Annotated in this window: 19 protein-coding genes; 13 read left to right on the forward strand and 6 right to left on the reverse strand. The window is 61.3% G+C overall.

The features are described from left to right. Positions 1-13: 13 nt before the first annotated feature. Entirely contained in the window at positions 14-1165 is a 1152-nt protein-coding gene (locus B9A19_RS16115) for a trans-sulfuration enzyme family protein (RefSeq protein WP_084092076.1), read from the reverse strand. A 191-nt stretch (positions 1166-1356) separates the two neighbouring features. Here B9A19_RS16115 and B9A19_RS16120 point away from each other — a divergent pair, with 191 nt between their 5' ends. From B9A19_RS16120 to yiaA, 8 genes are all read left to right on the forward strand, one after another. Continuing rightward, positions 1357-2139, forward strand: a complete 783-nt coding sequence (locus B9A19_RS16120) for a cystine ABC transporter substrate-binding protein (RefSeq protein WP_139798910.1) — start codon at positions 1357-1359, stop codon at positions 2137-2139. Positions 2140-2207: 68 nt separating this feature from the next. Next, positions 2208-2876, forward strand: a complete 669-nt coding sequence (locus tag B9A19_RS16125; RefSeq protein ID WP_084092078.1) for an amino acid ABC transporter permease — start codon at positions 2208-2210, stop codon at positions 2874-2876. 146 nt (positions 2877-3022) lie between these two features. After that, positions 3023-3322, forward strand: a complete 300-nt coding sequence (locus B9A19_RS16130) for a hypothetical protein (RefSeq protein ID WP_084092080.1) — start codon at positions 3023-3025, stop codon at positions 3320-3322. Positions 3323-3503: 181 nt separating this feature from the next. After that, entirely contained in the window at positions 3504-4337 is an 834-nt protein-coding gene (locus tag B9A19_RS16135; RefSeq protein WP_084092082.1) for an NADPH-dependent oxidoreductase, read from the forward strand. Between the two features lie 18 nt (positions 4338-4355). Next, entirely contained in the window at positions 4356-5174 is an 819-nt protein-coding gene (locus tag B9A19_RS16140; RefSeq protein WP_084092085.1) for a class I SAM-dependent methyltransferase, read from the forward strand. 22 nt (positions 5175-5196) lie between these two features. Then, the gene (locus B9A19_RS16145; RefSeq protein ID WP_084092088.1) at positions 5197-5814 is read left to right on the forward strand and encodes a glutathione S-transferase N-terminal domain-containing protein; all 618 of its coding nucleotides are present in this window, start codon (positions 5197-5199) and stop codon (positions 5812-5814) included. A 113-nt stretch (positions 5815-5927) separates the two neighbouring features. Further along, a complete protein-coding gene (ypfJ, locus tag B9A19_RS16150; protein ID WP_084092090.1) occupies positions 5928-6803 on the forward strand; it encodes a KPN_02809 family neutral zinc metallopeptidase in 876 nt (291 codons plus the stop codon). 130 nt (positions 6804-6933) lie between these two features. Next, entirely contained in the window at positions 6934-7353 is a 420-nt protein-coding gene (yiaA, locus tag B9A19_RS16155) for an inner membrane protein YiaA (RefSeq protein ID WP_217807095.1), read from the forward strand. A gap of 122 nt (positions 7354-7475) precedes the next feature. Here the strand turns inward: yiaA and B9A19_RS16160 are convergent, their stop codons facing one another. Next, on the reverse strand, positions 7476-7973 hold the full coding sequence (locus tag B9A19_RS16160; RefSeq protein WP_084092093.1) for a DUF3617 domain-containing protein: 498 nt from the start codon (positions 7971-7973) through the stop codon (positions 7476-7478). Between the two features lie 73 nt (positions 7974-8046). Next, positions 8047-9135, reverse strand: a complete 1089-nt coding sequence (locus tag B9A19_RS16165) for an HD domain-containing phosphohydrolase (RefSeq protein WP_084092095.1) — start codon at positions 9133-9135, stop codon at positions 8047-8049. Positions 9136-9325: 190 nt separating this feature from the next. Here B9A19_RS16165 and B9A19_RS16170 point away from each other — a divergent pair, with 190 nt between their 5' ends. The 4 genes from B9A19_RS16170 to B9A19_RS23480 all read left to right on the forward strand — a co-directional run bounded on the left by B9A19_RS16170 (position 9326) and on the right by B9A19_RS23480 (position 11506). Then, positions 9326-9694, forward strand: a complete 369-nt coding sequence (locus B9A19_RS16170) for a hypothetical protein (RefSeq protein WP_084092097.1) — start codon at positions 9326-9328, stop codon at positions 9692-9694. A 172-nt stretch (positions 9695-9866) separates the two neighbouring features. Continuing rightward, positions 9867-10637, forward strand: a complete 771-nt coding sequence (locus B9A19_RS16175; protein WP_245804361.1) for an HAD-IIA family hydrolase — start codon at positions 9867-9869, stop codon at positions 10635-10637. Next, positions 10624-11088, forward strand: coding sequence for a hypothetical protein (locus B9A19_RS22225; protein WP_139798911.1), 465 nt, complete (start codon positions 10624-10626; stop codon positions 11086-11088). Before B9A19_RS16175 ends, B9A19_RS22225 begins: the two co-directional genes overlap by 14 nt. A gap of 106 nt (positions 11089-11194) precedes the next feature. Continuing rightward, the gene (locus B9A19_RS23480) at positions 11195-11506 is read left to right on the forward strand and encodes a DUF4124 domain-containing protein (protein ID WP_176216976.1); all 312 of its coding nucleotides are present in this window, start codon (positions 11195-11197) and stop codon (positions 11504-11506) included. Between the two features lie 52 nt (positions 11507-11558). Here the strand turns inward: B9A19_RS23480 and B9A19_RS16185 are convergent, their stop codons facing one another. Beyond that, the gene (locus tag B9A19_RS16185) at positions 11559-12002 is read right to left on the reverse strand and encodes a hypothetical protein (protein WP_084092101.1); all 444 of its coding nucleotides are present in this window, start codon (positions 12000-12002) and stop codon (positions 11559-11561) included. On the opposite strand from B9A19_RS16185, the gene B9A19_RS22230 reads away from it, so the two are divergent. Continuing rightward, positions 12001-12198, forward strand: coding sequence for a hypothetical protein (locus B9A19_RS22230; RefSeq protein WP_139798912.1), 198 nt, complete (start codon positions 12001-12003; stop codon positions 12196-12198). The two genes, B9A19_RS16185 and B9A19_RS22230, sit on opposite strands and share 2 nt — an antisense overlap. A gap of 131 nt (positions 12199-12329) precedes the next feature. Here the strand turns inward: B9A19_RS22230 and B9A19_RS16190 are convergent, their stop codons facing one another. Together B9A19_RS16190 and rbsD are read right to left on the reverse strand one after the other, a co-directional pair. Continuing rightward, on the reverse strand, positions 12330-13340 hold the full coding sequence (locus tag B9A19_RS16190) for a LacI family DNA-binding transcriptional regulator (protein ID WP_084092103.1): 1011 nt from the start codon (positions 13338-13340) through the stop codon (positions 12330-12332). A 111-nt stretch (positions 13341-13451) separates the two neighbouring features. After that, complete coding sequence (gene rbsD / locus B9A19_RS16195; RefSeq protein WP_084092105.1) at positions 13452-13850, reverse strand: D-ribose pyranase; 399 nt, start codon at positions 13848-13850, stop codon at positions 13452-13454. Positions 13851-13854: the final 4 nt, after the last annotated feature.

Here is a 13854-nt window from a genome sequence, read left to right on the forward strand (position 1 = left end):
GAAATGGTTTGAATCAGCGGGCCAGGGCGGCGGCGAGGTCGGCAATCAGGTCGGCCGGATCTTCAATGCCGACCGACAGCCGCACCAGGGTATCGGTGACGCCCAGCCGTGCGCGCTCTGCCGGTGGCAGGTTGGCATGGGTCTGGATGGCCGGCACGGTGATCAGGCTCTCCACGCCGCCCAGACTCTCGGCGTAGGCAATCAGTTTCACACCTTCAATGAGCGTGGCAACAGCATCAGTCGAGGTCAGTTCAAAGGACAGCACCGCACCATAACCGGTGGCAAACAGCCTGAGTGGCTGGTGGCCGGCGTCATCGGACAGGCCCGGATAGTACACCCGGCTGATCTGTGGCTGCTGGCAGAGCCATTGCGCAATGGTGAGCGCGTTGCGTTGTTGGGCTTCCAGCCGCAGTGCCAGCGTTTTCAGCCCGCGCAGGGTCAGCCACGCATCCTGTGGCGCCAGCACTGCGCCGACGGCATTCTGCAGATAGCCGATGCGCTGGGCCAGTTCGGGCGTGCGCGCGCTGACGATGCCGGCAATGGTGTCGTTGTGGCCGGCCAGATATTTGGAGGCCGAATGCACCACGATATCCGCCCCCAGCCCGTCGCCCAGATCAAGCGGGCGCAGCCAGTAGGGGGTAAGGAAGGTGTTGTCGACGATGAGCAACAGCTCGCGTTCGCGTGCCAGCTGCGCCAGTGCGGGCAGGTCGGCCACCAGCAAACAGGGGTTGGACAGCGATTCGACCAGAATGGCGCGGGTGTTGGGGCTGATGGCGGCTTGATATGCGGCGGTGTCGGTCACCGCGACATAGCTCGCAGTCAGGCCCAGCCGGGCAAAGACCTGCTCCAGCAGGCGCGTGGTGCCGCCGTAGGCACCCTCGGCCACCACCAGATGATCACCGCTGTTGAACAGACAGAACAGCGTGGACAGTGCCGCCAGCCCACTGCCGAAGGCGAAGCTGCCGGCGGCACCTTCGATCTGCGTCATCGCGTCTTCCAGTGCCTGCCGGGTGGGGTTGCCGCTGCGCGTGTAATCGTAGCCTGTGCTGGCGCCGAGGGCCGGGTGGGCAAAGGTGGCGGTCTGATAGATCGGCGTGCTGATGGCGCCGGTGGCGGGGTCGCGCCGGTTGCCCGCTTGGGCGAGCAGGGTGGCAAGGCGGTGCATCGTGGCTCCAGTTGGCAATGCTTGCCAAAAACTTACATGCTTTTGGCCGGACTGACCAGTGGCAGTTTTCGCTGGCGTGGGCGGGATCAGGGCTATCCTGTATTTGCGGTCTGTAGCGTTGACCTGGGGTGGCGACGCTGATTAATATTTCCATTCGATATCAAATTTTATTTGAAATAAGGAATTGGAATATGAAAATGCGCCATTGGCTGGTGGCTGCCAGCCTGCTTGGATTGAGTCTGCATGCGGCTGCGGCCGATCTGCTCGATACCGTCAAACAGCGCGGCACGCTCAAGGTGGCACTGGAAGGCACCTATCCGCCGTTCAACTACAAGGAAAACAACGAGCTGGCCGGTTTCGAGGTCGAGCTGGCCAAGGCATTGGCGCAGAAGCTGGGCGTGAAGGCGGAATTCACCACCAGTGAGTGGAGCGCCATCCTCGCTGGTCTGCAAGCGGGCAAGTATGACGTGGTGATAAACCAGGTTGGCATTACCGACAAGCGCAAGCAGACCTTCGATTTCTCCGAGCCGTATACCATCTCGGCGCCGCAGCTCATCGTGCGCAAAGATGAAAAGCGCGTGTTCAAGTCGCTGGATGACCTGAAGGGCAAAAAGCTGGGCTTGGGGCAGGGCACCAACTATGCCGATATTGCCAAGGCGGTGGGTGGCATCGATGTGAAAACCTATCCGGGCGCGCAGGAATACCTGCAGGACCTGGCGCTGGGCCGCATCGATGCAGCGCTGAACGACAGCCTGCTGATTCCCTATATCGTCAAGCAGACCAAGCTGCCACTCAAGCCGGGTGCGCCGGTGGGCGAGCTGGAAAAATCCGGTATCCCGTTTGCCAAGAACAACCCCAAGTTCAAGGCTGCGCTGAACAAGGCACTGGCTGATCTGCAGGCCGATGGCACGTTTGCCAAGATTTCCACCAAGTGGTTTGACCGGGACGTGAGCAAGCCGCCGGTTGCGCAGTAAAATAGTGGTCATACCCAACGCTCACCCCCGGCGCAGGCCGGGGGTTTTGTTTTTGCCGGAGTAATGCAATGGATGTCCATGGCCTGATCGAACTGCTGCGCGATGCGCTGCCGCTGATGCTCAAGGGCACGCTGTATACCCTGTTGCTGGCCGTGGCATCGATGCTGGGTGGTTTCCTGGTGGGGGCGACGGTGGCCGGGGTGCGGCTGGCCAGATTGCCGCTGTTGAGCCAGCTGGCTGCGCTGTATGTGAGCTGCATGCGCGGTACGCCGCTGTTGGTGCAGCTCTTTGTCATTTATTTCGGTCTGCCCAGCATCGGTATCCAGTTTGAACCGATCACTGCCGGTATTCTGGGGCTGAGCCTGAATGTGGGCGCGTATCTGTCCGAAACCCTGCGCGGTGCAATCATCGGTGTAGCGCATGGTCAGTGGGAGGCCGGTAAAAGCCTGGGCCTGACGCAGGCGCAGGTGTTGCGCTACGTGATCGGCCCGCAAGCGCTGCGGCTGGCAGTGCCCAGTCTGTCCAACAGCCTGATCAGCCTGATCAAGGACACCTCGCTGGTATCGGTGGTGGCCGTGGGCGAGCTGATGCTGGCCACCAAGGAGGTGATTGCCACCACCTTCCAGCCATTTCCGCTTTATCTGGCGGCGGCCGGCATCTATTGGGCGCTGAGTGCCTCGTTCGAGCTGGTGCAGAAGCGGCTGGAGGCGCGCTTGAACCGTAGCTATCAACGCTGACAGCCGGGTCAATCCGCAAGCACTGCACGGCAAACAAAAAAAATCTGCAGCCGTGTTGTCATATCCATCTCCCTCCCACGACCAAGCCATCACAGAGACCGTGCAAGTTCCGTTTGCCGGTGCCTGGTCCAGAAAAGGAAAACGAGATGAGCATCGGTGCAATCTGTTCCCCGGCTTCGGCCACCACACTGGCTGGCGGTAGTGCCGGCATCGCGCAACAGCTGGATGTGTTACAGCGCAAATATGCCGACATCGCTGGCTGTGCGACCACGCCACAGAACGAAAAGATCAAGCAGGAATCCGCGCTGGATCAGCAGATACAGTCCTTGCGTACGCAGCAGACGCAGGCCACGACGGTGCAGCAGCCGGCTGGCAACAGCGATAGTGCTGGGACTGCCGCCGGGCGGCAGCGCAATCCGTATGCGCTGGTCGATACCTATGCCTGAGCTGCGCCGATCTGCGCAATTTGCTGTTTGAATTTGCACAGATTCGCGCAGCCGCTACGGCCACGTTCCAGCAAGTACGCGCTTGCTGACGCCGTTTGTTGCGGTGTAGCGCCCGGCACGCAGGCTGGTATGCCATTTGCTCTGTCTTCGTTGACTTCAACGACAACGTGGACCTTGCATCATGGGCAAACCGCAGGATTTTTCGCCGCTCGACCTCGCCAATGGCCGTTATGGTCGCAATGAACTCACCGAGGTGCCTGACTTCAACAGCACGCTGGAAGTGCTGCTGGGGCATCGTTCGGTGCGCGCTTTCGTGCCGGAACGGCTGGCCGAGGGTACGCTGGAACTGCTGATCGCCGCTGGCCAGTCGGCGCCCAGCTCGTCCAACCTGCAAGTGTGGAGCGTGCTGGCGGTGGAAGACCCGCTGCGCCGTGCCCGGCTGTCGCAACTGGCCGGCAACCAGGTGCACGTGGCGCAGGCACCGCTGGTGCTGGTGTTCCTGGCCGATCTGGCCCGTGTGTCCACGCTGGCGCAACAGCAGGGCGAAACGATCAGCGGCCCGGATTATCTCGATACCTATCTGATGGCGGTGATCGACGCCGCGCTGGCCGCGCAGAACGTGGTCACCGCAGCCGAATCGCTGGGCCTGGGTAGCGTGTATATCGGCGCGCTGCGCAACAAGCCCGAAGAGGTTGCTGCCGAGCTGGGCCTGCCGCCCAAGGTATTCCCGGTATTCGGTCTGGTGATCGGCCAGCCGGACCCGCTGCGCCCGGCGTCGGTCAAGCCGCGGCTGTCGCAGCGCGCGGTGCTGCACCGCGAGCAGTATTCGGTCGAGCAGCAGGATGCCGCCGTGGCCGATTACGACGCCGTCATTACTGCCTTTCAGCGCAGCCAGGGGTTGCCGCAGCAACCGTGGTCGCAGCAGGTGGTCAGTCGCTTGCGCGGGCCGGAGGCACTGAACGGCCGTGATCGCTTGCTTGAAGCGATCAGCAATCTCGGTTTTACGCTCAACTGAACACCCCGGATCAACATCATGCCCAGCCTTACCCTGGATACCCCCGAGCTTGCCGAACAATATGATCGCGTCAGTGATCTGCAATACGAACACGGCCAGCATTTACTCAATGCGCTGCAACTCAAACCCGGTGAAACGTTGCTGGATGTCGGCTGCGGCACTGGCCGGCTGACCGCATTTGCTGCGCGCCATTTCATCGGCCCCACCGGCCGCGTGCTTGGCATCGACCCTTTGCCGCTGCGCATCGACATCGGTCGCCGTCGCGCTGAGGAGCTGGGTCTGGCACAACTGTCCTTCAATGTGGGGCAGGCCGAAGCACTGCACGCAGTTGCTGATGCGAGCGCCGATGCGGTGGTGCTTAACAGCGTTTACCACTGGCTGCCGGACAAGGCACCGGCGCTGGCCGAGGCGATCCGCGTGCTCAAGCCGGGTGGCCGCATTGCCATCAGCAGCGCCAGCCGCGAACGGCCGCATGACGTACAGCGGCTGGTGTCCGAGGTACTGGCCGAGGCCGGCCTGGGGCGCGGGCAGGGCAGCGGCAGCACGCCGCACAAGGTGTCGTTTGGCGAGCTGGCCTTCCAGCTTGAATCGGCCGGTTTCCATGTTGATGAAATCCGCCTGCGCCGCTTTGCCGACCGCTTTGCCGATGCCGACAGCGTGCTGGCGTTCAATCAGTCCAGCTCGTTCGGCAATTTCCTCGGCGAATTTCTGCCGCAGGTGCGCCAGCAACTGATCGCGCGCTTCAACGAGCGCTTGCAGGCACATCGCGACGAGCGCGGCATTTTGCTGCACCGCAATCTGCTGTTTGCCGTTGCGCACAAGCCGGCCACACGCTGAACATTCATTACCGGAACTACATATGAGCAAACTTTATATCGCACGCGGTGCGTGTTCGTTCGGTACCCACGTGGCTGTACGCGAGCTGGGCCTGCCGGTCGAACTGGTCAAGGTCAAGCTGCGCGAACCCGGCTCGCTGATCTATCAGGTCAACCCGCTGGGCCGTGTGCCGGCGCTGCAGCTGGACGACGGCGCACTCATCACCGAGAGCACGGCCATCCTGCAATATCTGGCCGATCAGGTGCCGGGCACGCCCTTGTTTGCGCCGGCGGGCAGCATCGAGCGGGGGCAGATTCAATCATGGCTCAGCTATATCGGCACCGAGATCCATGTCGGTTCGTTCCGCGCCATCAACCGGCCGGAGCGCTATCACCCTGATCCGGCCGAACACACCTTGGTGCGCGAGCGTGGCGCGGTGCAGCTCAAGGCCGGCCTCAGCCATATCGAAAAACACCTGACCGGCCGGCAGTGGCTGGTGGGCGAGCGGTTCACCATTGCCGATGCCTATCTGGGCGTGTTCATCGGCTGGCTGGCCAGGCTGGGGCCGGAGTTTGCCGATAGCGCGGTGCTCAACGGCTATCGCGAGGCATATCGCGCGCGGCCCAGTGTGCAGGCGGCGCTGGCGTTCGAGCAGGATTGAGCGCCGCTGCGCCGGGTTTTCTCATGATGCGGCACTCGCTGAACCAGTAAGGAGCTGCCGAGCTGCGCCTATATGGCTACACTGCTGCTGACTGGATACAGCAGGAGCAGGCCATGCGTTGGGATGAAATGCGTGAGAGCAGCAACGTCGATGACGAGCGCGGCAATAGTAGCGGTGGCGGTGGCCTGATCGGCGGCGGTTTGCGGCTGGGCGTGGGCGGCATCGTGATTGCCGTGGTGGTCGGGCTGCTGATGGGCAAAAGCCCGATGCAGATACTCGGTTTCGTGATGCAGCTTGCGGGGCAGCATCAAGCTCAGGCGCCGGCACGCAGCCAGCCGGCGGCAACCGACAACGACCGCAGCAAGCAGTTTGTTGCGCACATACTGGGCGATACCGAGGATACCTGGCAGAAGATTTTCCAGCAGTCCGGCAAGCAATATCAGCCGCCACGGCTGGTGCTGTTCCGCAATGGCGTCAACTCGGGTTGCGGTTTTACCAGTGCGGCGGTCGGCCCCTTCTATTGCCCGGCAGATGCCAAAGTGTATCTGGATCTGAGCTTTTTTGACGAATTGCACCGCCGCTTTGGTGCGCCGGGCGAGTTTGCCGCTGCCTATGTGGTGGCGCACGAGGTCGGCCACCATGTGCAGAACGTGCTGGGCATCTCGGCCAAGGTCAGCAAGGCCGAGCGCCAGCAGAGCAAGGCTGGTGCCAATGCGCTGTCGGTCAAGATGGAGCTGCAGGCCGACTGCTTTGCCGGCGTGTGGGGCCATTACGCCCAGCAACGCGGCTTGCTGGACCCCAACTCGCTCGATGAGGCGCTCAAGGCTGCCAACTCGATTGGTGACGACACACTGCAGCGCAATGCGGGCCGGCAGGTGACGCCGGACGCGTTCACCCATGGCACGTCCGAGCAGCGCATGCACTGGTTCCGCGTTGGCTTCGAGCAGGGGCAGGTACAGGCGTGCAACACCTTTGGTGCAGCCGAATAGCAGCTGCGCTGTAATTTAAATAAAAGTTACACGAAGGCTTCTGTCATCGAAATGACTTGGGCATACTGTAGGCACGGCCATGATTGCTGATGTAGCAACGGCCGTTGTCTAACAACAAGAGGATATGGAAATGGCGGCAATTCAGCCTAAAACCTCCGGTGCGTTCATTGCGGCTTCGTGGGTGGCGCTGCTGGCTGGTGCGGTGGCTTATCTGACGGGCCTGTTCAATGCCAATATGCAGTTGAACGAAAAGGGTTATTACTTCACCGTGCTGCTGTACGGGCTTTTTTCGGCGGTGTCGCTGCAGAAGAGCGTGCGTGACCAGCTCGAAGGGATACCGGTTACCCGCATCTACTATTCGATCTGCTGGTTTTCGGTGGTGATTGCGATTTCGCTGCTGGGTATCGGCCTGTGGAACGCCACCTTGCAACAGAGCGAGAAGGGCTTTTACGCCATGGCTTTCCTGCTGTCGCTGTTTGGCGCGGTTGCGGTGCAAAAGAACACCCGCGATGCGGCCGCCGCAGATGGTCCCCATACCCGTCCGCTCTGATTCAGTGTGTAGCGCAAGAAAATGGCCCGCTTGAGCGGGCCATTTTTGTTTTGAGGTCGCACATGCGGGGGCGGAGTCAATCCGGAGACGCCGTGGGTTCTTTTGCCGAAACGTACAAGCCCTCAACAGCTACCGACTTTCTTCGCACTGCCCTTCATGTGCATCTGGCGCTTGGGCGATGTCATGGTGTGCTCGAAGGTGTAGCCATCATGCGCGGCGTTGAACTGGAACACGCTGTGCATGGTCATTTCTTCGGGCTTGCTGCATTTCATGTCCATGGTCATGGTGTTGCCTGATACATCGTACTTCGGCTCGTCGCACTGACGGTCGTTCTTGGCCTTGGCATGCTGAGCTTCTCCGGCCTCGTGCCAGCGATTGATGTTCTGCTTGTTCAGGCACATGGTCATCGTCATCGTGCCGGCCTTGAGGTCCATGTCCATGCCACGCTGCTTCATCATTTCCTGCGCCTTCGGATCCATCTTGCCCATGGCAGCTTTTTGTTCCGGCGGCATTTCGGTGGTTATGGCCCATTTACCCTCACTGGGCATCAGCGAAGGCATGCTGCCAGCTTGGGCGGCGGCGGTGAGCAGCGTACAGGACAACAGGATCAGGCGGCGCATGGCAGACTCCGGGTCTGGTGGACGGTAAGGGTATTTCCAGACTATAGGTGTTGCGCTGTTGCCGTTCGTCGATTCACCGCTGGCCCAGCATGTCTCGCACCACGGCGTTGAAGGGCGCAATCCAGGCCGGGTCGAACTGGCGGTCGGATGCGTTGATCTCTGCAATCGCGCGCAACACCGAGCGGTGCTGGCCGCGCTGGTGGTGCTTGAGCATGACGGCCTCGAAGGCATCGACCAGTGCCAGTATCTTGGCGCCAGGCAGTATCCCGTCTCCCTTCAGCCCTTGCGGATAGCCGCTGCCGTCGGGTTTTTCGTGGTGCTGCAGCACCATGGCGGCTGCATCCTGCCAGCCCGCCATACGCTCGAGCAAACCGCTACCCCAACTGGGGTGCAGGCTGAGCTGGCGCCGCTGCAGTTCGGACAGTCGCTCGCCCTGCAGCCAGATGGCCTCGGGCAGCAGCATCATGCCCAGATCGTGCATATAGACGGCGGCTTCAAGCTGCACCGGGTCAACCGGGCTGCCGGCACGCTGGTTGGTATCCAGTGCAAGTTTCAGGTTGCGGCTGATGCGGCCCTCGAATTGCGGCTGGCGGCGCTCCATCTGCAGGGCCAGATGGCGGAAAAAGCGCAGGTCGTCGGCACGCTCGTCATCGCTGAGCACATCGCCCGGCGTGTCCTCTGCCAGTGCAGGGGCTTCGGCGCCGGCAAAGCCCGTCAGCGTTTCCAGCCATTGCCGGCAATGTTCGTCCAGGGTTTCCTGGTCCAGCTCGGCCAGCTCGGCAATGGCCTGTTCGAGCAGGTCGAGCTGCAGGTGCGCGATGTCCTGACGCTCTGCCATGGCATCGACAGCAAGTTCAAGCCGGTCCAGCGTCAGCAGGATCAGCTCGGCCAGGCTGGCGTGGAAGGCCAGTGTACCGGCGCGCAGCCTCGCCAGCAGGTTTTCCACGCCGTGCGCAAAGGGTACGACAAACATCACCCCGCACAGCGAGGCATCACCCTTGATGTTGTGAAAGGCCCGGAACAGATCGGCAATCAGCGTGGCATCGTCGGGCTGGCGTACCAGCTCGGCCACCAGTCGCTCGATATTGGGGGCGTAGTCGTAGAGTGCTTCGCGAAACTCCTGCAGGTCTTCCAGGCTGCGAAAGGACGGTGGTGTGCTCATGTAGGCTCTGAGGGTCCGTGACTGGCGGCATCTTGCTAGCAGCATAGGACGTGGCAGCCCCCCGTGCCTGATCCGTGCATTGTCTGCCCGTGTAACCGGTGGTGACATTGCTTGAAAACCGTCATCGCCGGGCTGTGCCTGCACGTTATTTGCGCAGGGGCGTCCTTCGACGACCTGGTGGAGACTAGACATGAACAAGTTCATCTCGCTGCTGGGCGCTGGCGTGCTCGCACTGACGGCAATGGCACAGGTGAGCGCGGCGCAGGCGCATGTTGATATCGGCATCAACTTGGGGGTGCCCGTGGCACCGCCGGCACGCGTTGTGTATGTGCCGCCGCAACGGCCGGGCTTCGTCTGGATCGAGGCGGGCTGGGAAGGGTATGGCCGCGATCGCTACTGGCGTGACGGCTATTGGCGCCCGGTGCAGGGCTATCGCGTGATCGAATACCGCGAAGAGCCGCGCTGGCATGATCACTGGGATCATCATCACTGGCACGATCGTGATTGGGACCACGGCTGGGGCCACGACGGCGACAGGCACGGCTGGGATCGTCACTGATCGCTGCATGGGCACTGCGCAGCAGCACGCCGCTGTGGCATGATGCGCTCCGTTCCGCCCTGGCATTGCAGCCGGGGCGGCTGCGCAGCGCCCTGATTTGCCCGATGGGCAAAATAAAGGGCTACGATGACATCATGCCGGGTTCGGCAGCGACCCATACGGAGCGTGCATTTTGATCAAGGCCATTATTTCGGACATGGACGGGGTGATCTATCGCGGCAAGCAGATCATCGCGGGTGCGCAGGATTTCGTCGATCGCCTGCACAGCAGCAAAACACCATTCCTGTTTCTGACCAACAATGCCGAGCAGACGCCGCTTGATCTCAAGCTCAAGCTGGAGCACCTGGGCATTCATGGTATTGAAGAAGAAAACTTCATTACCAGCGCCATGGCTACCGCCATGTTTTTGCGCAGCCAGAAAGAACGCGCCACTGCATTCGTGATTGGCGGCGGCGGCTTGATGAATGAGCTGTATAACGTTGGCTTTTCGCTGTCCGAATCACATCCCGATTATGTGGTGGTGAGCAAAACCGCCAATTTCAATTTCGAAATGCTGAAAAAGGCGGTACGCCTGATTGATGGTGGCGCCAAATTCATTGGCACCAATCCGGATATGATAGACCCGGTAGAAGGCGGCAATGAACCGGCGGCCGGCACCATATTGGCGGCTATTTCCGCAGCCACTGGCAAAAAGCCCTATATCGTGGGCAAACCCAATTCGCTGATGATGATGCTGGCCACGCGCAAGCTGGGTGTGCATCCGGAAGAAGCGCTGATGGTGGGAGACCGCATGGATACCGACATTGTCGGTGGCATGGAGGCGGGCATGAAGACCGCGCTGGTGCTGTCCGGCGTGACCACGCCATCGTTGATCGAGCATTTCCCGTACAAGCCGGACTATGTGTTCAATCATGTTGGCGAAATCGATCTTGCCCACCTGTAAAGCACACATGCTGCTGGCGCTGGCTTTGCTGGCGCTACAGCCTGCGTGGGCGGACGACATCTACAAATGCCGCGACAGCGGTGGCGGCATCCTGTACTCGGACAAACCCTGCAAGGGTGAGCAACTACCAATGACCGAGCGTGGCTCGGTGACCGTGGTGCGCAGCACGCCTACGCCCAAGCCGCCACCTGCCAGCAAGCCTGCTCCTCCGCCGCCCACGGCAACCCCGCTACCAGCCGCGCCGCCGGCAACCCCTGCCCCTGTGGCAGTGCCGGTGCCCAAAGCAACCGGCGAGGCAGCGCCCCGTGCCAGTGTTCCGGTTATCAATATCAGCCGAGCGCCAGAGCCAAGGATGCAGAAATCTGCGCCAGACGATGCTCCCGCACCGGTTGTTCCGGCTACCTTGCCGGTAGTCAAGCTTGAGCCTTCATCCGACAACGGCGCCAGGTAGCAGCGGCACGCTGCCATTCGGCAGCTGTGCCGTCTTGTGCTGCTTGTTGCGGTAGTTCGTCCTTGCAATGCTGAAAAGAGGTTGTATCCGGGTCGGAGGTCCGACCATGTTGATCCGTACACTGTGTGTTGTGCCTGGGCTGGTAGTCGCTTTGGCTTCGATGCCATGCCATGGCGGCCTGTACAAGTGCCGCGATGCCGCTGGCGCAATCAGCTATTCCGACTCGCCTTGCACTGGTCAGCAGCTGCCCATGCGTGACAATGGCACGGTCAGCAGGGTCAAGATACCGCAGCGTGCGTTTGTGCCGGCGGCCAAACTAGATGAAAGCGGGGGCGGTGCAGTCTCGTCCGTGGGTAACAGCAGCAACAAGCCTGCACCGCCTTCGGCGGACAGCAGCACCGGCGGCAACCACTATTGAGCCCCTGTTGATCGCGTTGCCGGGCGTTGCCATTTTTTACGCCCGACGAGCATCAATCCCGGTCTTTCCAGTGATCATGGCCACGCCCATGACCATGGCCGCGATCATGACCACGATCATCGTTGTTCCAGCGCCTGTCGTCGTGCTCCCAACGGTGGTCGTCGTGATCGTGGCGATAGCGTGGGGCATAGACGTTGGTATACCAGTCGTCGCGCACGAAATAGACAGGGCGGCCGCAGGCATTATATCCGGCGCAGTATCGAGCCCAGTTCTTGGCGTGGCCCGGGGGTACGCGCAGGTAAATGGGCTCATAAGGGCGGGGCTGCTGCACGATGACGACCGGGCGTTCATAGAGCAACTGTGGACGCGGGTAGTCGCCGATGGTGATCTGCCCGTAAAAATGCGGATCGCCGATACTGACCGAGACCCCTACATCTGCAGCATTGGCGGTGACCAGTGTGCCCAGTGTTGCGAGGGCAAGCAGAAACTTTTTCATGACAGACTCCTTGCTGTATTTGAATCACACCGACCAGCCACAGTGGCCGCAGCGGCGTGCGCTGCTGCACAGAGCGGCAGGCATGGCGTCATTCAATGCTGGTTTGGCAGCTGTCTCTATTATCTTCCTCACATATGGTGTGGAAATGGCATTTTTAACGGAATTTTCTACCGGTCGGCGGAAAATTGGCCAATGAAGTGGCAATAAGCACATGCCGGGTTGAGACGTATTTCAATACGTAACGATAATTGCCAATTCGTGCGTGTATTGAATGAAACTGTATTAAGAACCGCTAAAGCCGCAATCCGTATTGCGGGGTATTGATGCTCAAGCTGGCGATGCACTGCGGCGATGCAGGGTAGCTGGAACCCACGCGGAATCAGGTGTGTTGCCGGCCAGCAATGCCAGCACGCCGGCCAAACTGCAGGCCGCCATGCGGGTGCTGTCTTGTGCGATCGCATCAACCGGCACTGGCAAGCAATCCAGGAGTGGATGATCATCAAAAGTCAGCAAGCGTACGCCATGGTCCAGCGCCTGATTGGCGATCAGTTCTGCCAGCACACCTTCGAGCAAGGTGATGGCGCCAGTGAAAATCGCCTGCGGATAACGGTGCCGCTGCGCATGCCATTGCTGCAGCATGGCCTGGCCGGCGCTGCGGCGGTAGTCGCGCTCCAGCACCCAGCCGGTTTGTTCGGTGCATAGCCCGTCGGCCAGGCCAGCGCGATAGCCGGCCAGCCGGTCGCGACTGGGCGACAGCTCGGATTGCCCGCCGAAATAGACGATCTCGTTGCAACCGGCCTGCAGGGTCTGCGCGACCAGAGCTGCTGTCGATGCGCGGGCATCGGTAACAAACCAGGGAATATTGCAGCCATCGACACGCCGATCGACGAAGACCAGCGGCAAACGCCGTGCCCACGTCACATAGCGCGCAGCATCTGCCGTGCACGGCACTACAATCAGCCCCTCGATCTGCCGCGCGACCAGCTGCGCAATCGCCGCCTGTTCACGTTCGGCATCATCATCGCTGGTGACGATCAGCAATTGGTAGCCGGCAGCACGGCTTTGTGTTTCCAGCGCCTGTGCCAGGCTGGCATGGGCCGAGTTGGTCAGTTCCGGTACTACCAGACCCAGCGTACCGCTGCGCTTGCTGCGCAGGGCGCGCGCCTGTTGCGACGGGCTGAACTGATGCTCGGCCGCTACTGCCAGTACGCGCTCGACCGTGGCTTTGGCAATGCGGTAACGCGCGGCATGGCCGTTGAGCACCATGCTGGCCGTGGTGCGCGACACTTGCGCCAGGCGAGCGATATCGTCGATGGTAAGGCGTTCAAACTGGGACAAGACGGGTTCCGGTGCGCTGGGGCGGGTTTGCGCAGTGTAGCGTATGACAAAAAAAACCGGCGCATGCGCCGGTCAAGGTCGTCCTGAGGATGGAGAACGAGCGGCAGGGTGTCAGAAAGCGACGCCCGAATAGAGCAGCACGTTGGCGTAAGGGCTGGCCTCGCCGGTGCGGATGATGGCTTTGGCCTCGCGGCTCAACTGCTTGAATTGTGCATGCGGCACGTAATCGATGGTGATGCCGATGCGGGCCAGCGCGCTGGCCTGGGTGGCCACGTCGCTGTTGGCAGTCAGTGCCTCGCTGGCAAATACGGCGCGTTCGGCAATAAAGTCGTCCAGCAGCGACGCCAGCACGGTGGCAAACCCCGGCTCGCCCAGCCGCACCGCCAAGTCTATGCATTCGACCCCGGGCGGGATGGGCAACCCGCAGTCGGCGATCACGATGCAGTCGGTATGTCCCATGCCGGCCAGCACGCGGCTGATATCACGGTTGAGATGGCCCTGTTTCTTCATGAAA

Source organism: Andreprevotia lacus DSM 23236 (genome assembly GCF_900176275.1).
Taxonomy (GTDB): Bacteria; Pseudomonadota; Gammaproteobacteria; order Burkholderiales; family Chitinibacteraceae; genus Andreprevotia; species Andreprevotia lacus.